The organism is Paracoccus sp. KR1-242 (genome assembly GCF_049446195.1).
Taxonomy (GTDB): Bacteria; Pseudomonadota; Alphaproteobacteria; order Rhodobacterales; family Rhodobacteraceae; genus Paracoccus; species Paracoccus broussonetiae.
In genome coordinates this window covers 135,996-154,002 of sequence record NZ_JBMSED010000009.1, presented here as the reverse complement: position 1 = coordinate 154,002, position 18,007 = coordinate 135,996, and the positions used below count along the sequence as shown (strand labels likewise).

Sequence of the window (18,007 nt, the reverse complement as noted above, 5' to 3'; positions counted from 1 at the left end):
ACCGCCCTTCGTTCAAGTGCGCAGCGCGCTGATCACTTGATCGGGTTGCGATAGATCATGCGGCGGACCGATCCGGTTTTCGAACGCATCAGGATGGTTTCGGTCTGCAGGTAATGCGGCTCGCGCTTGACGCCGGCCACGATCGAACCATTGGTGACGCCGGTCGCGGCGAAGATCACGTCGGCGGTGACCAGTTCGTCACGCGAATAGATGCGGTCGAGATCGGTGATCCCGGCCTTGCGCGCGCGGCCCTTTTCATCCTCGTTGCGGAACAGCAGCTTGCCCCACATCTGGCCGCCCATGCATTTCAGCGCCGAAGCTGCCAGCACGCCCTCGGGTGCGCCGCCCGAACCCATGTACATGTCGATGCCGGTCAGTTCGGCCTCGGCGCAGTGGATGACGCCCGCGACGTCGCCATCGGTGATCAGGCGGATCGCGGCACCGGTCGAGCGGACCTCGGCGATCAGGTCCTCATGCCGGGGACGTTCAAGGATGCAGACCGTGATGTCGCCTTCGGTGACGCCGCGCGCCTTGGCCAGCGCCCGCACCCGCTCGGCCGGGGTCATGTCGAGGCTGACGATGTCCTTGGCATAGCCCGGGCCGATCGCCAGCTTTTCCATGTAGACGTCGGGCGCGTGCAGCAGCGTGCCACGCGGGGCCATGGCGATCACGGTCAACGCGTTCGGCATGTCCTTGGCGGTCAGCGTGGTGCCTTCCAGCGGATCCAGCGCGATGTCGACCTCGGGGCCTTCGCCGGTGCCGACTTCCTCGCCGATGTACAGCATCGGAGCCTCGTCCCGCTCGCCCTCGCCGATGACGACCACGCCCTTGATGTCCAGCATGTTCAGCTGCTCGCGCATGGCGTTCACGGCGGCTTGGTCCGCAGCCTTTTCGTCGCCGCGGCCGATCAGACGGGCCGAGGCATGGGCGGCCGCCTCGCTGACGCGGGCCAGCCCCAGAGACAGCATCCGGTCGTTGAAATCCTTGGGCGATGTCATGCTGAAAGTCCTTGTGATTACGCTTTTCAAGGCTTCTACGCGGCCACTTTGCGGGGCCGCAAGGCTGTCTGCGCTAACGGTTCATCTTTCCGCCAGTTCAAGCGCGAGCGCGTGGATTCTGGGCACGATGTCGCCGAGGGTGCTGTGCACCAGGCGGTGGCGGGCAATGTGGGTCAGGCCCACGAAGCGCGGGCTGGCCATGCGGATTCGGAAATGCGTCTCGCCCCCCTCGCGCCAGCCGCCGTGGCCGCGATGCCCCTCGCTTTCGTCCAGCACCTCGAGACGGGTCGGTTCGAGTTGTTCCAGGCGGTTCTTCATCTCGTCGGCAATCATCCGCAATGCCCCTTTCATGTCGCGCGAAATAGCTTAGACTGCGTGTCCCGATCAGGACAAGGCAGGCAAATGAGCAATAGCGACCCGTTCGGCTTCGACATGTCAGCGGCCTCGGACAAGAAAAGACGGTCCAAGGGTCGTAGGGGCATGTCCGGCGCCTTCGAGACTTCGACACGCAGATGCGACAAGGAAGGGTGCAACGAGCCCGGCCAGTATCGTGCGCCGAAATCTCCGCGCAAGCTGGACGACTATTTCTGGTTCTGCAAGGACCACGTGCGCGAATACAACCTGAACTGGAACTACTTCCAGGGTCAATCCGAAGCCGAGTTTCAGGAGTTCCTGGACAACGCGACGGTGTGGGAACGTCCGACCAAGCCGTTTGGCCGTGCGACTCAGGAACAGAAATGGGCGCGCCACGGCATCGACGACCCGCTGGAGATTTTGGGCGCCAACGGCACCAATCCCGAGGTTCGTGCCCGCGCGACCCGCAAGCTGCCCCCGACCGAACGGCGGGCGCTGGAGATCCTTGAGGCCAAGGACAGCTGGACCCGCGCGGAAATCCGCAAGCAATACAAATCACTGGTGAAGGATCTTCACCCCGACATGAATGGCGGCGACCGCTCGGACGAGGAGCGTCTTCAGGAGGTCGTCTGGGCCTGGGATCAAGTCAAGGACAGCCGCAGCTTCAAGGATTGAAGACGGAAGCGGGGGCTATGCCCCCACGCGTCCCGCGCTCCCTCAGGATATTTCGGAAACAGTGAAGGCCGGGGGATGCCCCGGCCTTCGTGATTTCAGAGCCCGCGTTTCAGTGCCTCGGCCAGATCGGTGCGTTCCCACGAGAAGCCGCCATCGGCCTCGGGGGCGCGGCCGAAATGGCCATAGGCGGCCGTGCGGCGATAGATCGGGCGGCACAGATCCAGATGCTCGCGGATGCCGCGGGGCGTCAGGTCCATCGCCTGCGCGATCGCACGCTCGATCTCGGTCTCGGGGATCTCGCTGGTGCCGAAGGTATCGGCATAGATCGACAGGGGCTTTGCCACGCCGATCGCGTAGCTGAGCTGGATGACGCATTTCCGCGCCAGCCCGGCCGCGACCACGTTCTTGGCCAGATAGCGTGCGGCATAGGCGGCCGAACGGTCGACCTTGGTTGGATCCTTGCCCGAGAAGGCGCCGCCACCATGCGGCGCCGCGCCACCATAGGTGTCGACGATGATCTTGCGCCCGGTCAGGCCCGCGTCACCGTCAGGTCCGCCAATGACGAAGGTCCCGGTCGGGTTGACCCACCACTCGGTCTTCTCGGTCAGCCATTCGGCGGGCAGGACTTCGCGGATATAGGGCTCGACAATGGCGCGGATGTCGTCCGAGCTCTGGCTGACATCCTTGTGCTGGTGCGAAAGGACCAGGCTGGTCACCTCGACCGGGCGGCCATTTTCATAGCGCAGGCTGATCTGGGACTTGGCGTCCGGCCCGAGCATGGGTTCGGCACCGGATTTCCGCGCCTCGGCAAGGCGGCGCAGGATGGCGTGGGAATACTGGATCGGCGCGGGCATCAGCTCGGGCGTCTCGTCCACGGCAAAACCGAACATGATGCCTTGGTCGCCGGCGCCGTCGCGATCGACGCCCTGGCTGATATGGGCCGATTGTTCATGCAGATAGTTGTGGACGTGGCAGGTGTTCCAGTGGAACTTTTCCTGCTCGTAGCCGATGTCGCGGATGGTATCGCGGGCGATCTGGCCGATGCGGCCCATATACTCGCCCAGCTTCTTCTGGTCGGTCAGGCCGATTTCGCCGCCGATCACGACCGTGCCGGTGGTGGCGAAGGTCTCGCAGGCGACGCGGGCGGCCGGGTCTTCGGCCAGAAGCGCGTCCAGCACCGCATCGGATACCTGGTCGCACAATTTGTCGGGATGCCCCTCGGACACGGATTCCGAGGTGAACACATAATTCTGTCTGGCCATTAGGAGTGCTCCGTTGGGATGACGCCGCCACGCCAGGAAGCCGTTGTGACGGTCAGAGATGACGGATAATTCAGCCCCTGGTGGCAGTCAACCGCCGACGCAGCGACAAGCCAAGCAGCGTGGCAATCGCGGCCAGCACTGTGGGCCAGTCGCCCCACCGCGTCCAGGGCGTGGGCGGCAGCGCGCCCGGCAGTGTCGCGTCGATCCTGCCAGCAAGGTCGAGGCCCATCGTGGCCCGAACACCGCCTCGCGCGTCGATGACGGCCGAGACGCCAGTATTCGCGGCCCGCATCAAGGGCAGTCCGCTTTCAATCGCGCGAAGTCGTGCCTGTGCCAAGTGCTGCCAGGGCCCGGACAGTTTGCCGAACCAGGCGTCGTTGGTCACCTGCAGCAGCCAAGCGGGGCGATCATCGCCTGCGATCAGGTGGCGCGAGAATACCGCCTCGTAGCAGATGAGCGGCTGGAAGGGCGGCAAGGTGCCAAGCTTCAGCACCTCGGGGCCGGTGCCCGGCGAATAGCCAAAACCGTGCTGGGCGGCAAAGGCGCGGATGCCGAAACGCGCCATGACATCGCCCCAGGGCGTGTATTCTCCGAACGGGACCAGATGGAACTTGTCGTAGATGGGGCCGATCCCGGCCAGCGAAAACTCGGTCAGGCTGTTGAAGTAGCGCTCGCCCTCGGACCGCTGGATGCCCAGCACGACGGGCGCGCCGGCATAGGCCGCGATGTCCTGCGGCGCGCTGCCGGAATTGTCGAGCAGAAAGTTCACCGCCGTTTCCGGCCAGATCACCGCGTCTGGCGCGGGACTATCAGCGTCGCGGACGGCGGACAGTTCAAGCAGGCGGCGGAAGAACACTTCGGACCAATAGGGATCCCATTTCAGCGCCTGGGTGGCGTTGGGCTGTACCAGCCGCAGGTGCAAGCCGGTATCGGGCGGCAGGGGCCGGGCCAGCCGGGCCATGCCGCCGGTCCATGCGGTCGCGATCAGCAGTGTGGACAGCACGGCTCCGGTTAAGGGGGCGCGCAACGGGGGGTGCTCTGGGCGGGCGAATACGCTGGGCATTGCCGCCGCCAGCATGGTCAGCGCGGACAGTCCGATTGATCCGAACGTGGCAGCCATCTGACCTGCCGGGGTCGGGATCCAGACATGCCCGGTCAGCGCCCAGGGCAGTCCGGTGAAGACCCAGCCGCGCATCCAGTCCGACAGGACCATCAGCGCGGCAAAGGCCAGGGCCTGCCGATTGGGACCAGTTGCGATCCTGGCGGAGAGATAGCCCGGCAGGGTCCAGAACAGTGCGCCACCCAAGGCCATGAAGAACAGCGCAAAGGGCGCCATCCAGCCATAGATATCGGGTTCGACCAGAAATGGCTCGACGATCCAGGACAGCGCCAGCGCAAATTGTCCGAATCCGGCCGCCAGCGCGTGCCAGGCGGCGCGACCGGGCGAGCGGGCATGTGCAACGCGCCAGCAAATCAGCGCCAGCGCGATGACGGTCACATACCACAGATCGAAGGGGGCCTGACCCAGCGCGGCCAGCGCGCCAAGGGCAAGGTCAAGGGCCAGCCCGCCAACAGACGGGCGGACCCGGCATTTGTCGGCGGGCATGGCCGGGATCAGGACTCGGCCGTGGTGGCCGGTGCTGCAGGGGCGTGATCGGCCGGTTGCTCGGGGGCAACGGCGTCGGCCTTCCTGACCCGCTTGCGCGGAGCGCGGGGCTTTGCGGGAGCTGCTTCGACGGGCGCGGCCTCGGACGCTTCCGTCGCCACATCATCCGCGGCCTTGGCTTTTGCCTTGGAGCTGCGCGTGGTGGCCGTCTTGCGCGCTGCGGTGCGCCGCTTGGGTTTTTCGGCAGGCTCGGCAGCGGGGGCCTCGGCCGCGACCGGTTGGGCCTCTGGCGCGGGCTGCTCGGCTGCGACTGCTTCGGCTGGGGCTACGGGCGTTTCCGCGACGTCGGGCTTCTTCCGGCTGGTCCGAGGCTTGCGGGTCCGCGCGGGCTTTTCAGCGGTTTCCGCGATCGTCTCCGCGACGGGAGCCTTGGTCTCGACCGGAGCCTCGGTCACGACTTCAGCGGCCGGAGCGGGGACAACCGGAGCGGGTGCTGCCGGAATCTCGGCCACAGTGATGGGGATCTGGCGCGCTTCAACTGCAGGTGCGGTTTCGGCCACAGACTCGATGATCCGCGGGCGGAAGCTGCGCGTCATGAATTCGGGCATGTGGTCGCCCATTCCCATAATGGGCGAACGGTCGCCCCGACGATCCTCACGCCGGTCTTCGCGACGATCGTCGCGCCGGTGGTCGTGCGATTTCTCGGCGCGATGGTCGGCGCGGCTTTCCGGACGCTCACGACGTTCATCGCGGCGCTCTTCACGGCGGTGGTCGTCGCGACGTTCATCGCGGCGTTCTTCCCGCTGGCGGGGTTCACTGACGCTGGCTTCGGTGCGCACGTCTTCGGCATGGCTGCGCTGTTCACTGTCATCACGGCGGCCGCGACGGTCACGGGTGCGTTCGCGGCGCCCGTTCTCGCGTTGCGGGCGGGGTGCGGACTGGGCGGCAGCCGAAAGGGTAAAGCCTTCTGGCACGGCTGCGCGGGGCAGCTCCTGTTTCACCAGCGCTTCGATGGCGGCAAGGTACTTCCCGTCCATCGGAGTACCGATAGAGATTGCCGTACCCTTGCGGCCGGCACGGCCGGTCCGGCCGATGCGGTGGACATAATCCTCGGCATGGCTGGGCAAGTCGAAGTTGATGACATGGCTGACGGCCGGGATGTCCAGTCCACGGGCCGCCACGTCCGAAGCAACCAAGAAGCGCAGCTTGCCGTCGCGGAAATCGTCCAGCGTCGCCATGCGGTGGCGCTGGTCAAGGTCGCCGTGGATCGGCGCGGCATCGAAGCCATGCGACTTCAGCGACTTCGCCACAATATCCACGTCGGTCTTGCGATTGCAGAAGATGATCGCGTTCTTCAACTCGTCACCTTCGGCGCGGATCAGGGCACGCAGCAGCTCTCGCTTCTGCTTGGCGGACTGGTCGCGGCGGGTCGGTTCGATCTCGACCAGCTTCTGCAGGATGGTTTCCGAGGTGGTCGCCTGGCGCGCAACCTCGATCCGTTCCGGCGTATGCAGGAAGGTGTCGGTGATTCGCTCGATCTCGGGCGCCATGGTGGCCGAGAAGAACAGCGTCTGGCGGGTAAAGGGCGTCAGTTGGAAGATGCGCTCGATATCCGGGATGAAGCCCATGTCGAGCATCCGGTCGGCTTCGTCCACGACCATGATCTGCACGCCGGTCAGCAGCAGCTTGCCGCGTTCGAAATGATCGAGCAGACGACCCGGGGTCGCGATCAGAACGTCGACGCCGCGATCGATCAGCTTGTCCTGTTCGTTGAAGCTGACGCCGCCGATCAGCAGCGCCTTGGTCAGCTTGGTGTGCTTGGCATAGATGTCGAAGTTCTCGGCCACCTGGGCGGCCAGCTCGCGCGTCGGGCACAGGACAAGGCTGCGCGGCATGCGCGCCCGCGCCCGGCCACGGCCAAGCAGTGTGATCATCGGCAGCGTGAAGCTGGCGGTCTTGCCGGTCCCGGTCTGGGCGATGCCAAGGACGTCGCGCCCTTCCAGTGCGGGGGGAATCGCGCCCGCCTGGATCGGGGTCGGGGTTTCATACCCCGCCTCGGAAATGGCTTTCAGAACCTTGGGGTCCAGTTTCAGGTCGGAAAATTTTGTCATTCGGGGCTTTCGTCAATGTGCGCGACATTTGCCTGCGCGGGTCTTGCGTCCATGGCCACAGTCAAGCCCTGATCCAGATCGAAGGCCCGAAAACGGCAGGTCGGGACGCTGTCTCCGCACGCCCCTCGCCATGTCTGCCGGATGCAGACCGGTAGGGGCGTAGCCGAAAAAGCGCGCGCCGTCAATCTGATCGCGGATTTTCCTTGACCGGTTCTTGCGAGGCTGGGGTTCCCCTTTCGAATCCCTGCGGAAAAACATATGGTTGGCAGGATGCGGATCGTCAATCCACCGTCCGGGCCACTGCGGTCGCCGACCTGAGCGCCTGAACCCGCCCGGAATGTCGTGCCGTGGCGCCGTGGTTGACTGCCCCCAAGGCCAGACGTTATCCCGCAGCGATCTTATGGATGGAAGCCATGAACCTCTTTTCGGATATCCGCGCGCTGGTGATCGATGCGCTGGCCCAGATGGAACAGGCGGGTGAGCTGCCCGCGGGACTTGAAACCGCCGCCGTGACGGTCGAGCCACCGCGAGACCCCGCCCATGGCGACATGGCGACGAACGCCGCCATGGTGCTGGCCAAGCCCGCCGGAAAGAAACCGCGAGAGATCGCCGAGGCACTGGCCGCGCGACTGGCGGCGGATCCGCGCATCATCGCCGCCGAGGTGGCGGGACCGGGTTTCCTGAACCTGCGCCTTGCCGCGGGCGAATGGCAGCAGGTGCTGCGCGCAGCCCTGACCGAGGGGGGCGACTATGGCCGCTCGACCCTTGGGGCAGGGACCAGGATCAACGTCGAATTCGTCAGCGCCAACCCGACCGGCCCGATGCATGTGGGCCATACGCGGGGCGCGGTCTTTGGCGACGCGTTGGCGTCCCTGCTGGATTTCGCGGGTTATGACGTCACGCGCGAATACTACATCAATGACGGCGGCGCGCAGGTCGATGTGCTGGCGCGCTCCGCCTATGAACGCTACCGCGAGGCAAATGGGCTGGAGCCCGAAATCCGCGAAGGGCTTTATCCGGGCGACTACCTGATCCCGACGGGCGAGGCGCTGAAGGCGAAATACGGCGACAGCCTGCTGGACAAGCCCGAAGCGGATTGGTTGGCCGAGGTGCGAGACTTCGCGACCGAAGCGATGATGGACATGATCCGGCAGGATCTGGCGCTGCTCAACGTCCATATGGACGTCTTCAGCAGCGAGAAGGCGCTTTACGGCACGGGCCGGATCGAGGCTGCCATCGATCGCCTGCGCGCGGCCGGCCTGATCTATGAAGGTGTGCTGGAGCCGCCCAAGGGCAAGACCCCCGAAGATTGGGAGCCGCGCGAACAGACGCTGTTCCGCTCGACCACGCATGGCGACGATGTCGACCGCCCGGTCAAGAAATCCGATGGCAGCTGGACCTATTTCGCGCCCGACATCGCCTATCACTGGGACAAGATCGACCGTGGCTTCGATCAGTTGATCGACGTCTTCGGGGCGGATCACGGGGGCTATGTCAAGCGCATGACCGCTGCCGTTTCAGCGCTGTCGGACGGGCGCGTCCCCCTGGACGTCAAGCTGATCCAGCTGGTCAAGCTGTTCAAGAACGGCGAACCCTTCAAGATGTCGAAGCGGGCAGGGACCTTCGTTACTCTGCGCGACGTGGTCGAGCAGGCGGGCGCGGATGTTACCCGTTTCCACATGCTGACGCGCAAGAACGATGCCGCCTTGGATTTCGACTTCGACAAGGTGCTGGAGCAGTCCAAGGACAACCCGGTCTGGTATGTCCAATATGCCAGCGCGCGGATCAATTCGGTGCTGAAAAGGGCCGCCGAAATGGGGGTCGCGACGGACGACGCTGCGCTTTCCGGGGGCGATTTGTCCTTGCTGGACCACCCGGCCGAACTGGAAATGGCGCGGAAAGTGGCCGAATGGCCACGCACGGTCGAGATTGCGGCGCGCGCCCATGAACCGCACAGGATCGCGTTCTATCTGTATGATATCGCGTCGGAACTGCATTCGCTGTGGAATCGCGGCAATGACGAGACCGCCTTGCGCTTCGTCCAGGACGGCAATCCTGCCGCTACGTCGGTGAAAATCGCACTTGCCCGCTCTGTCGGCGTTGTCATTTCGGCCGGTCTTGGTATCTTGGGTGTGACTCCGGCCAAAGAGATGCGCTGAAAACAGCGTCCTGCCGGGTGTCGAGCAGAGCAACGAGCAGATACCGGGCAAACCGGCAGGCAGGCAGGAATGGCAGTGGTAGACTTCCGCTCTGGCGGCTTTCAAGGCGCGCAGTCCAATCGGAATGCGCATGATTTTCCCTATGGAAACGGCCACGAGGACGAGGACGAGACCTGGCACGCCGATGCCTGGAACGATGGGCGCTATGCCGAGGCCGATCCGAACATCGCGGATGAACCGGTCTCGTTGCTGCAGCGCCTTTCGCGAGTGACGCATTACCTTGGTGCACTGACCTCGGTCGGCCTGATGGTGATTCTGGCCGTCTGGGGCTTCAAGCTAGTGGTCCGCGACGTTTCCGGCGTTCCGGTCATCCGCGCGATCCAGGGCGAGGCCCGCACCGCGCCCGAGGATCCGGGCGGAGAACTGACCGATCGCATCGGGCTGGCGGTCAATTCCGTCGCCGCCGGTGCCAAGACGGCCGAGCCCGAAAAGGTCGCAATCGCGCCGGCTCCGGTCCGGTTGGATGATCAGGACGTGGCGATGGGCCAGCTTGGCGCGACGGCGCAGGCGCCAGCCCGTCCCGTCGATCTGCCGCTCAGTGACGATACCCCACGTGTCATCCCGCTGCCCGATGGCGAAGCCGCTGCGGCCGCCGCCGCCGCTGCCGTCGAATCCACGGTCGAGCCGGATGCGGACGTGACCGAGGGGCTGATTTCGGACGCGCCCGCGACCGAAGCGCCCGTGAACGAGGCGCTGACCGATCTGGCCGGGCAGGAGACGCAGGACGTCGCCATCAACCAGGCTTTGGCCGAGGCGAATGCCAACGCAGCGACGACTGCGGCGGTGCCTTCGGTTGCGCAATCAACCCGGCCTTCGCCGCGGCCGCGCCGCGTGGCTGCCGCCGCTCCGGTGGCAGCCGCTGCGCCGGCCCCTGCGGTTGCGGCAACGCGCCCGGAAACCGCGTCGAAACCCGCACCTGCCCCCGAAGCCGCGCCGGCCAAGGTCGCCTCGGGATCCGCAATGGTGCAGATCGGGGCCTTCGACAGCGACGCGCTGGCCAAGGGCGAATGGGAACGCGTTTCCGGCAAGTTCGGGTCGCTGTTCTCGGGCAAGTCACGCGTGGTGCAAGAGGCCCAAAGCGGTGGCCGGACGTTCTGGCGCCTGCGGGCTGGAGGCTTCGATTCCAAGGACGAGGCTCGGCGTTTCTGTGCTGCGCTGATCGCCCAAGGGGTCGACTGTATCCCCGCGACCGCGAAGTGACCTCATGACCAGCGCGACGATCCTGGGCGGCATCGCCGGCCCCGACCTGACGGACAAGGAGCGCGATTTTTTTCGTGCCGCCAATCCCTGGGGCTTCATTCTGTTCGGGCGTAATATCGACACGCCCGAACGCCTGCGCCGCCTGACCGCAGCACTGCGTGACGCGGTTGGCTGGGATGCGCCGGTGCTGATCGATCAGGAAGGCGGTCGGGTCCAGCGGATGCGCGCGCCGCACTGGACCGAATGGCCTGCGCCTTTGGATCAAGCAGTGAATGGTGACCGCGCGATCTGGCTGCACCACCACCTGATGGCGCGGGAGTTGCGGGACATGGGCATTGATGCCGATTGCGCCCCCGTTCTGGACATTGCCCGCGACGACACCCATCCCTTTCTGCGGAACCGGTGTCTGGGGACGGACGCGGAAAGCGTCATCCGGCGCGGCCGGATTGCCGCCGAGGCGATGTTCGCCGCAGGCGTCCTGCCGGTGGTCAAGCACATGCCGGGTCACGGCCGTGCGCGCGTCGACAGCCACAAGGACTTGCCCATTGTCGAGGCTGGGCTGGAAGAGCTTGAGCGCACGGATTTTGCGCCCTTCCGGGCGCTGGCCGACCTGCCCATGGCGATGACTGCGCATATTCGCTTTACCGCCATCGACGACGCCCCGGCGACGGCCTCGGCCCCGGTCATCTCGGTGATCCGCGACAGGATCGGATTCGATGGGCTGCTGATGTCGGACGATATCGGGATGGAGGCGCTGTCCGGCACCCCGGCCGAGCGCGCCCGCGCGACGATTGCGGCGGGGTGCGACCTGGTCCTGTCCTGCAACGAGACCATTTCCCAGATGGAAAGCATCGTTGCTGCTGCTGGCCTGCTTTCTGCGCAGGGCCAGCGTCGGGGCGATCGTGCACTGTCGCTGAGGACAGCCGCAGGAACGGGGGAAATCGCGGATATGCGGGCCGAACTGCGTGCGCTTGGCGGGCTTGCGGCCTGAGATTGACTTGAATGCCCGCATGACCGATTCTGCCGCGATCCGTTCGGCCTGACTGAAATGACCAAAGTACCCTATCTGACGCCCGTTCCGGTTTCGGAAGACGCGGCCCGACCCCAGGACAGCCAGGGGCCGGAGGAGATGCCGACTGCCGAGCGCTTGGCGGAAGAGGTGCTGGTGGTCGATGTTTCAGGGTTCGAAGGTCCGCTCGACTTGTTGCTGACCCTGTCCCGGACGCAGAAGGTCGACCTGATGCGGGTCTCGGTCCTCCAGCTAGCCGACCAGTATCTGGCCTTTGTCGAACGCGCCCGAGCGTTGAGGATCGAACTGGCCGCGGATTATCTGGTCATGGCGGCATGGCTGGCCTTCCTGAAGTCCCGGCTGCTGCTGCCCCCGGATCCCCAGGCCGAGGGCCCCTCGGCCGAGGACATGGCAGCGCACCTCGCCTTTCAGCTGGAGCGGCTGCAAGCAATGCGCGAGGCGGCGGCAAGCCTGATGGCCCGCGACCGCCTGGGGCAGCAGCGCTTTGCGCGCGGCGCACCCGAGGCTGTCACGCGGTCGCGCCAAGTCGCCTGGCAGGCCGGTCTGATCGACCTGATGCGGGCCTACGCGAGGCTTAGAACCCGCGATGAATTCCGGCCATACGCATTTGACCGGAAAGATATTTTCACGATGGAGCAGGCATTGGACCGGTTTCGGACAATGCTTGGCTATGCCGGAGACTGGACTTCGCTTGCGAGCTTCCTGCCCGACGGCTGGAACGGTGATCCGCAGCGTCGCCGGTCGGCCACCGCGGCCACATTTGCCGCCACCCTGGAACTTGCGCGTCAGGGACGGATCGAGCTTCGGCAATCCGGCACCTTCGCGCCCATCACACTACGCAGCAAGCAACCGGAATGACCGCGAACCCCACCGAGCCCAAGTCGACGATGCCGCCCCGCCCGACCGCCTCTCTTTCGTTGATCGAGCAGGAGCGGATGATTGAAGCCATCCTCTTCGCCAGCGCCGAACCGCTGAGCCTGCGGGCCATCTCAAGCCGTCTGCCCGACGGCTGTGATGTGGCCGAGGCGCTGGAGACGCTGCGCGCCCGTTATCAGGGGCGAGGCGTGCAGCTTGGCCGCGTCGGGGACAGTTGGGCCTTTCGAACCGCGCCGGACCTTGGCTTTCTCATGCAGGAGGCGACCGTGGAGAGCCGCGGCCTGTCCCGCGCAGCGACCGAGACATTGGCGATCATCGCCTATCACCAGCCGGTGACGCGCACCGAGATCGAGGAGATTCGTGGCGTCGCGCTGAGCCGGGGCACGCTGGACCAGTTGATCGAACTGGATTGGGTGCGTGTTGGCCGCCGGCGGCAGACACCCGGCCGCCCCGCAACCTTCATTGTGACCGAAACCTTCCTGGACCATTTCGGGCTGGAAAGTGCGCGCGATTTGCCGGGGCTTGCCGAACTGCGCGCCGCGGGACTGTTGGAATCACGTCCGCCAGCGGCAGCCATGCCCGTGGTGGCAGGGGATGACGATGCCGATGGCATGGTGCTGCCCCAAGACCTTTACGACGATGAGTGAGGCCAAGGGGAGGGCCGCGCCATGAATTTGAACCAGATCTTCAACAGAATGACCCGCATGGCAATGAACCGGCTGGTGAACTGGACCATGAGAAAGGGCATGAAAGGATTGGATAGCGGCCCGCGGCCCAAATCTTCTGGGCCGCAGCGCGAATTGGACAAGAGTGCCCGGCAGGCGGTCAAGCGCGCGCGCCAGGCCGCCCGCGTCACGCGGCGCATCGGCCGCTAGGCGGCCCCGAACTGCTTGGCCAGCTTCAAGCCCTGGCCCTGATAGTTCGATGCGATACCTTCGCCATACAGACGTTCGGGTCGGGCGGACATCCGTTCATAGACGAGGCGGCCCACGACCTGCCCGTGCTCCAGCGCAAAGGGGGCTTCGTGACAGCGAACCTCCAGCACGCCACGCGCGCCATGTCCGCCAGTCCCGTGGCCGAAGCCCGGATCGAAGAAGCCCGCATAATGCACCCGGAATTCGCCGACCATGGCCAGATAGGGGGCCATTTCGGCGGCGTAGTCCGGTGGAATCGCCACGGCTTCGCGGCTGACAAGGATGTAGAAGGCGCCGGGATCCAGAATCAGTTGGCCGTCGCGCGTCCGCAGCTCGTCCCAGAAATCCGAGGCGCGATAGGCGCCAATGCGGTCCAGATCGATGACGCCACTGTGCGGGCGCGCACGATAGCCTACCAGATCGCCCTGATCGGGCCGCAGGTCGACCGAGAAGCCAAGCCCGTCATCGATCAGGGCCTGCCCTGTAACAAGGGGCTGTGCCGCGTGCAGATCGGTCAGTTCGGCATCGCTCAGCACGGATTGCCCCTGCCGCAGGCGGAGCTGGTTCAGCCGCATTCCGGGACGGACGAGGACCGAAAAGCTACGCGGGCAGATCTCGGCATAGATGGGGCCGTCATAGCCTTCGGGCAGGCGGTCGAATTCGGTCCCCTCATCGGTGACAAGCCGCGTCAACAGGTCCAGTCGCCCGGTCGAGCTTTTGGCATTGGCGACGGCATCAAGGCCCGCGGGCAGGGCCAGCCGCTCCATCAGCGGGACCAGATAGACGCAGCCCTTTTCCAGAACCGCACCGCCGCTGAGGTCCATCCGGTGCATCTCGAAATCGGCAAGACGCTCGCTGACCTTCCGGCCGCGACCCGCCAGAAATGATGCGCGCAGGCGCCAGGCGGTCTGTCCGAGGCGCAGATCAAGGCTGGCGGGTTGGACCTGTTCGGGAAGGATCGGACGCTCGGCGGAAATCGCCCCGGTCTCGATCAACTGGCGCAGCGCGCTGTCGGGCAAAACACCGTTCAAGAAAACACCTCTGGAAAAGGGGAAACGCCCACCCCTGGAAAGGAGTGAGCGTTTTCGGAATGGTCGGGCCGGAGAGATTCGAACTCTCGGCCTTCCGCCCCCCAGACGGACGCGCTAACCAGGCTGCGCCACGGCCCGACGGGGGTCATATAGAGCGAAGCAGGCGGGCAGCACAAGGGGGAGTGGGCGGATTTTTCGACATTAACGCAGATAGATTCACCGACACGATCACCATGCGGAAAAGCAGGCGTAATCATGGCCTTAAAGTAGGGCGTGGAGACGGTCCCGCAGGTCCCGCGCACGGGCAGGAGGTGGCGATCCGGCAAATTCGCGTCGCCGCAGTTCGGAGGCAGCAGTGCACAGCCGCAGCAACCACTCAGCCTCTGATCCCGGTTGGGGGTCAGGGAAAAGCGGCAGCAATTCAGCGCCGGTCTGGGACCGGCGACGCTTCGGTGCGGCGGACCGGGAAGGTTCCCCGTTCTGCGGGGCGCTGACGGCTTCGCTTGATTCGGGCAAATGCGATCCGGCGGCAGCTCCGATTTGGGCCGGAGCCTGCTTCGACAGGTCGCGCATGATGTCCCCCAGCCGTTCTGCGCCCAGCCGCCGCAGGCCGGCCCCCCGGTCGGCCGAAATCAGGCGCTTGGCGCCGCGGATGCTGAGCCCTTCCTCGCGCATGACTTGGCAAAGACCGGCGACAAGGCGAACGTCGTCGGGACGGTAATAGCGCCTGCCGTCGCTGCGCTTAACCGGAGACAAATGGGTGAATTGCGTTTCCCAATACCGCAGGACATGCGGCGCGACACCCACGAGGCGCGAGACCTCTCCGATCGAGCGAAAGGCGTCGGGGGACTTGTCCATCAGCTGCCGGGCTTGTTGCCTGCCGCCACCCGATCCTTCATCAGATGCGAGGGGCGGAACGACAGGACGCGGCGCGGCGTGATCGGCACTTCTTCGCCCGTCTTGGGGTTGCGGCCGATGCGTTCGTTCTTGTCCCGGACCGAGAAGGTACCAAAGGACGAGATTTTGACCTGTTCGCCACGCACCAGTGCGTCCGAGATGTGCCCCAGCACACTTTCGACAAGCTGCGCGGATTCGTGACGGGACAGGCCGACTTCACGGAACACGGCCTCTGCCAGATCCATGCGGGTCAGGGTGGAGTCGCTCATCTGGGAAACCTCTCTCTTGTAGCAAGGATGATTTTTTTGCTGCGGGGTGTCAACATGCCGGACCCCGCCATGGTTCCGTCAGACGAATTTTCCCCCGCTTTATTCGGGCGTTACCGGGGTAGATTGGCATTTCTGCGGATTGAAACCGCCATATCGCTGCCTATTTGATACATAATGCGACAGTTGGCGGGGTGTGACATGGCCGGAGGATGGGCACGCGACGACGCGGTGAACGACCAGATCGACGTCTCGACGCAAGAGGCGATCGAGCGGATGCGGGCACGTCAGTCGCATCGTGCGGCGGGGGAAAGCGCGGAATTCTGTGATGAATGCGACGAGCCGATCCCGCAGGCGCGCCGTGACGCCATTCCGGGCGTACGGCTGTGCGTCGCCTGTCAGGGCAAGCACGACCGCAACTGGAAGCCACAGGCAGGCATCAATCGCCGGGGTTCAAAAGACTCGCAACTACGCTGAGTTACCAGCGCAGCACGACCGATCCCCATGCCAGACCGCCGCCGATGGCTTCGGCGACAAGGATCTGGCCGGGCTTGAACTTGCCCTGCTCATCGGCGACCGACAACGCCAATGGGATCGAGGCGGCAGAAGTATTGCCGTGATCAGCGACCGTCAGCACGACCTTTTCCATTGGCAGATGCATCCGTTTGGCCGTCGCCTCGATGATGCGCGAATTGGCCTGGTGGGGCACCAGCCAGTCGACCTGATCGGTGGTCAGCCCGGCCCGTTCAACCGCGCGATGCGCGGTGTCGGCCAGCTTCTCGACTGCGTGACGGAATACCAAGTTGCCCTGCATCCGCAGATGCCCGGCGGTTCCGGTCGACGCGACACCGCCATCGACGTAAAGCAGGTCGCGATACTGGCCGTCACTGTTCAGGTCCACGGCAAGAATGCCGCGATCGGCCGGGGTGCCATCGCCTTCGACAGCCTCCAGAACGACCGCGCCGGCACCGTCTCCGAACAGGACACAGGTGCCGCGGTCGGTCCAGTCCATGATGCGGCTGAAGGTTTCAGCCCCGATCACCAGCACGCGCTCGGCTTGACCTGCGCGAATCATCGCATCGGCGTTTGCCAGCGCAAAGACGAAGCCCGCGCAGACGGCCTGAACGTCATAGGCAAAGCCGCGCTTCATCCCCAGCCCGGCCTGAACCATCGTTGCGACCGAGGGGAAGGTGAAGTCGGGGGTCGATGTAGCGACGATCACCGCATCGATCTGGTCCACCGAAATGCCGGCATGGTCCAGGGCCGCCTTGGCCGCGGCGATGCCGAGGTCGCTGGTGCGCTGATCCTCGGCGGCAAAGTGGCGGCGCTCGATCCCGGTCCGCGAGCGGATCCATTGGTCCGTGGTTTCCAGCTTGTCCTCGAACCAGTTGTTCTCGACCACACGCTCGGGCAGGTAATGCCCCGTGCCCCGGATTACCGCACGCCGCATCAGGACGTTCCCTTTTTATCTGCGCCGGCAAGCCCGGCGATTTCCGGCGACAGCGACTGCGCCACGCGCGCGGCAAGGCGCTCGTGGAAGCCCGACTGCGCCAGTTGGAAGGCAAGCTTGATCGCCGCCGAGATCCCGGTCGCGTCGGCCCCGCCGTGGGATTTCACCACCGTGCCGTTCAGTCCCAGGAAAACCCCGCCGTTCACCCGGCGCGGGTCGATGCGCTTCTGAAGACGCTTCAGCGAGGTCATCGCGAGTAGGGCGGCGAATTTCGACATGACCGAATTGCCGAAGGCATCCTTGAGGAAATCGCCGACCAGCTTTGCAGTACCTTCGCCGGTCTTCAACGCGACATTGCCCGTGAAGCCATCGGTGACGATCACATCCACGCGCGCTGAGGGCAGATCGCCGCCTTCGACGAAGCCGACATAGTCGAAGCTTCCCGCATCGGCGGTCGAAGCGATCAGTTCATGGGCCTGCTTCAGTTCGGCACGGCCCTTGTGCTCTTCGGTCCCAACGTTCAGCAGCCCCACCCGAGGACGGGCGAGGCCAAGGCCGTTGCGGGCATAGGAAGCGCCCATCAGGGCATAGGTCAGAAGATCCTGCGCATCGGCGCGGATATCGGCCCCCACGTCCAGCATGACATTGAAGCCTTGCGGATTGCGGGATGGCCACAAGCAGGCGATCGCCGGACGATTGACGCCCGGCAGCTTGCGGAGCCGCAACATCGACAGCGCCATAAGCGCGCCGGTATTGCCGCAGGACACGGCGACGGTCGCCTCGCCGTTGCGGACGGATTCGATGGTGGACCACATCGAGGTGCCTTCGCCCTTGCGAAGCACCTGGCTGGGTTTGTCCTCCATCGTCACGACGCCTGCGGCATCGCGAACGTCGCAACGTGCGGCAAGACCCTGCCGATGCCCGATCAACTGATCGAGCTCGGCTTTCGGGCCATGGACGATGAACCGGATTTCGGCGTTCTTCTGGGCGCTCTCGGCAATCCCCGCCACCACTGCAGCGGGGCCGCGATCGCCGCCCATCGCGTCAACGGATATCACCACGCCGCCCTTGCATTCCGGGCCGCGCGGGATAGTCGTGCTCTCCGCCGGATTCATGTC

17 protein-coding genes, 1 tRNA gene, 1 pseudogene and 1 riboswitch are annotated in these 18,007 nt (G+C 65.2%); of the genes and pseudogenes, 8 read left to right on the top strand and 11 right to left on the bottom strand.

Features of this window, described 5'->3' with window-relative positions; all coding sequences use genetic code 11:
• Positions 1-32: 32 nt before the first annotated feature.
• Both glpX and ACO2Q4_RS14790 read right to left on the bottom strand, forming a co-directional pair.
• Positions 33-998 carry a class II fructose-bisphosphatase gene (gene glpX, locus ACO2Q4_RS14795; RefSeq protein ID WP_395135139.1) on the bottom strand — a complete coding sequence of 322 codons (966 nt, stop codon included), beginning with the start codon at positions 996-998 and terminating at the stop codon, positions 33-35.
• 81 nt (positions 999-1,079) lie between these two features.
• Positions 1,080-1,331 carry a BolA family protein gene (locus tag ACO2Q4_RS14790; RefSeq protein WP_311760773.1) on the bottom strand — a complete coding sequence of 84 codons (252 nt, stop codon included), beginning with the start codon at positions 1,329-1,331 and terminating at the stop codon, positions 1,080-1,082.
• 69 nt (positions 1,332-1,400) lie between these two features.
• Between ACO2Q4_RS14790 and ACO2Q4_RS14785 the strand changes: the two genes are divergently transcribed.
• Entirely contained in the window at positions 1,401-2,027 is a 627-nt protein-coding gene (locus tag ACO2Q4_RS14785) for a J domain-containing protein (RefSeq protein WP_311760774.1), read from the top strand.
• 95 nt (positions 2,028-2,122) lie between these two features.
• Here ACO2Q4_RS14785 and metK read toward each other — a convergent pair whose 3' ends face one another.
• The 3 genes and pseudogenes from metK to ACO2Q4_RS14770 form a co-directional block, all read right to left on the bottom strand.
• Positions 2,123-3,289, bottom strand: a complete 1,167-nt coding sequence (gene metK, locus ACO2Q4_RS14780) for a methionine adenosyltransferase (protein ID WP_423320208.1) — start codon at positions 3,287-3,289, stop codon at positions 2,123-2,125.
• Between the two features lie 6 nt (positions 3,290-3,295).
• Positions 3,296-3,344, bottom strand: a riboswitch (SAM-SAH riboswitch).
• A 15-nt stretch (positions 3,345-3,359) separates the two neighbouring features.
• Positions 3,360-4,895 (bottom strand): apolipoprotein N-acyltransferase, encoded by a 1,536-nt coding sequence (lnt, locus tag ACO2Q4_RS14775; protein WP_423320206.1) that lies wholly within the window; start codon positions 4,893-4,895, stop codon positions 3,360-3,362.
• Positions 4,896-5,419: 524 nt separating this feature from the next.
• Positions 5,420-7,006: pseudogene (locus tag ACO2Q4_RS14770) on the bottom strand (DEAD/DEAH box helicase); the annotation flags it as partial.
• A gap of 413 nt (positions 7,007-7,419) precedes the next feature.
• Between ACO2Q4_RS14770 and argS the strand changes: the two are divergent.
• The 6 genes from argS to ACO2Q4_RS14740 all read left to right on the top strand — a co-directional run bounded on the left by argS (position 7,420) and on the right by ACO2Q4_RS14740 (position 13,206).
• Positions 7,420-9,165, top strand: a complete 1,746-nt coding sequence (gene argS, locus ACO2Q4_RS14765) for an arginine--tRNA ligase (RefSeq protein ID WP_423320204.1) — start codon at positions 7,420-7,422, stop codon at positions 9,163-9,165.
• A gap of 69 nt (positions 9,166-9,234) precedes the next feature.
• Positions 9,235-10,425, top strand: a complete 1,191-nt coding sequence (locus ACO2Q4_RS14760; protein ID WP_423320202.1) for an SPOR domain-containing protein — start codon at positions 9,235-9,237, stop codon at positions 10,423-10,425.
• A gap of 4 nt (positions 10,426-10,429) precedes the next feature.
• Positions 10,430-11,416: a glycoside hydrolase family 3 N-terminal domain-containing protein gene (locus ACO2Q4_RS14755; RefSeq protein WP_423320201.1), complete on the top strand. Its 987-nt coding sequence runs from the start codon at positions 10,430-10,432 to the stop codon at positions 11,414-11,416.
• Between the two features lie 57 nt (positions 11,417-11,473).
• A complete protein-coding gene (locus tag ACO2Q4_RS14750) occupies positions 11,474-12,313 on the top strand; it encodes a segregation and condensation protein A (RefSeq protein WP_423320199.1) in 840 nt (279 codons plus the stop codon).
• Positions 12,310-12,978, top strand: a complete 669-nt coding sequence (gene scpB / locus ACO2Q4_RS14745) for an SMC-Scp complex subunit ScpB (RefSeq protein WP_423320197.1) — start codon at positions 12,310-12,312, stop codon at positions 12,976-12,978. Before ACO2Q4_RS14750 ends, scpB begins: the two co-directional genes overlap by 4 nt.
• A 27-nt stretch (positions 12,979-13,005) precedes the next feature.
• Positions 13,006-13,206: a hypothetical protein gene (locus ACO2Q4_RS14740; RefSeq protein ID WP_423320195.1), complete on the top strand. Its 201-nt coding sequence runs from the start codon at positions 13,006-13,008 to the stop codon at positions 13,204-13,206.
• On the opposite strand, the gene ACO2Q4_RS14735 is transcribed toward ACO2Q4_RS14740, so the two are convergent.
• The 4 genes from ACO2Q4_RS14735 to ihfA all read right to left on the bottom strand — a co-directional run bounded on the left by ACO2Q4_RS14735 (position 13,203) and on the right by ihfA (position 15,442).
• Complete coding sequence (locus ACO2Q4_RS14735) at positions 13,203-14,276, bottom strand: 2'-deoxycytidine 5'-triphosphate deaminase (RefSeq protein WP_423320193.1); 1,074 nt, start codon at positions 14,274-14,276, stop codon at positions 13,203-13,205. The two genes, ACO2Q4_RS14740 and ACO2Q4_RS14735, sit on opposite strands and share 4 nt — an antisense overlap.
• 60 nt (positions 14,277-14,336) lie before the next feature.
• Positions 14,337-14,414: transfer RNA gene (locus ACO2Q4_RS14730), tRNA-Pro, on the bottom strand.
• A gap of 123 nt (positions 14,415-14,537) precedes the next feature.
• Positions 14,538-15,134: a MerR family transcriptional regulator gene (locus tag ACO2Q4_RS14725; RefSeq protein WP_423320192.1), complete on the bottom strand. Its 597-nt coding sequence runs from the start codon at positions 15,132-15,134 to the stop codon at positions 14,538-14,540.
• Complete coding sequence (gene ihfA / locus ACO2Q4_RS14720; RefSeq protein WP_311760784.1) at positions 15,134-15,442, bottom strand: integration host factor subunit alpha; 309 nt, start codon at positions 15,440-15,442, stop codon at positions 15,134-15,136. The genes ACO2Q4_RS14725 and ihfA overlap by 1 nt, the downstream gene beginning before the upstream one ends.
• Before the next feature lie 198 nt (positions 15,443-15,640).
• Between ihfA and ACO2Q4_RS14715 the strand changes: the two genes are divergently transcribed.
• A complete protein-coding gene (locus ACO2Q4_RS14715; RefSeq protein WP_311760785.1) occupies positions 15,641-15,916 on the top strand; it encodes a DksA/TraR family C4-type zinc finger protein in 276 nt (91 codons plus the stop codon).
• Position 15,917: 1 nt separating this feature from the next.
• Here the strand turns inward: ACO2Q4_RS14715 and ACO2Q4_RS14710 are convergent, their stop codons facing one another.
• Positions 15,918-16,889 carry a beta-ketoacyl-ACP synthase III gene (locus ACO2Q4_RS14710; RefSeq protein WP_423320189.1) on the bottom strand — a complete coding sequence of 324 codons (972 nt, stop codon included), beginning with the start codon at positions 16,887-16,889 and terminating at the stop codon, positions 15,918-15,920.
• Entirely contained in the window at positions 16,889-18,004 is a 1,116-nt protein-coding gene (gene plsX / locus ACO2Q4_RS14705; protein WP_311760787.1) for a phosphate acyltransferase PlsX, read from the bottom strand. Before plsX ends, ACO2Q4_RS14710 begins: the two co-directional genes overlap by 1 nt.
• Positions 18,005-18,007 lie beyond the last annotated feature (3 nt).

Coding starts and splice junctions, on each gene's coding strand:
- metK (WP_423320208.1), bottom strand. CDS start 3,289: ATGGCCAGACAGAATTATGTGTTCACCTCGGAATCCGTGTCCGAGGGG.
- lnt (WP_423320206.1), bottom strand. CDS start 4,895: ATGCCCGCCGACAAATGCCGGGTCCGCCCGTCTGTTGGCGGGCTGGCC.
- ACO2Q4_RS14755 (WP_423320201.1), top strand. CDS start 10,430: ATGACCAGCGCGACGATCCTGGGCGGCATCGCCGGCCCCGACCTGACG.
- ACO2Q4_RS14715 (WP_311760785.1), top strand. CDS start 15,641: ATGGCCGGAGGATGGGCACGCGACGACGCGGTGAACGACCAGATCGAC.
- ACO2Q4_RS14710 (WP_423320189.1), bottom strand. CDS start 16,889: ATGCGGCGTGCGGTAATCCGGGGCACGGGGCATTACCTGCCCGAGCGT.
- scpB (WP_423320197.1), top strand. CDS start 12,310: ATGACCGCGAACCCCACCGAGCCCAAGTCGACGATGCCGCCCCGCCCG.
- glpX (WP_395135139.1), bottom strand. CDS start 998: ATGACATCGCCCAAGGATTTCAACGACCGGATGCTGTCTCTGGGGCTG.
- ihfA (WP_311760784.1), bottom strand. CDS start 15,442: ATGAGCGACTCCACCCTGACCCGCATGGATCTGGCAGAGGCCGTGTTC.
- ACO2Q4_RS14760 (WP_423320202.1), top strand. CDS start 9,235: ATGGCAGTGGTAGACTTCCGCTCTGGCGGCTTTCAAGGCGCGCAGTCC.
- ACO2Q4_RS14785 (WP_311760774.1), top strand. CDS start 1,401: ATGAGCAATAGCGACCCGTTCGGCTTCGACATGTCAGCGGCCTCGGAC.
- ACO2Q4_RS14790 (WP_311760773.1), bottom strand. CDS start 1,331: ATGATTGCCGACGAGATGAAGAACCGCCTGGAACAACTCGAACCGACC.
- ACO2Q4_RS14750 (WP_423320199.1), top strand. CDS start 11,474: ATGACCAAAGTACCCTATCTGACGCCCGTTCCGGTTTCGGAAGACGCG.
- plsX (WP_311760787.1), bottom strand. CDS start 18,004: ATGAATCCGGCGGAGAGCACGACTATCCCGCGCGGCCCGGAATGCAAG.
- argS (WP_423320204.1), top strand. CDS start 7,420: ATGAACCTCTTTTCGGATATCCGCGCGCTGGTGATCGATGCGCTGGCC.
- ACO2Q4_RS14725 (WP_423320192.1), bottom strand. CDS start 15,134: ATGGACAAGTCCCCCGACGCCTTTCGCTCGATCGGAGAGGTCTCGCGC.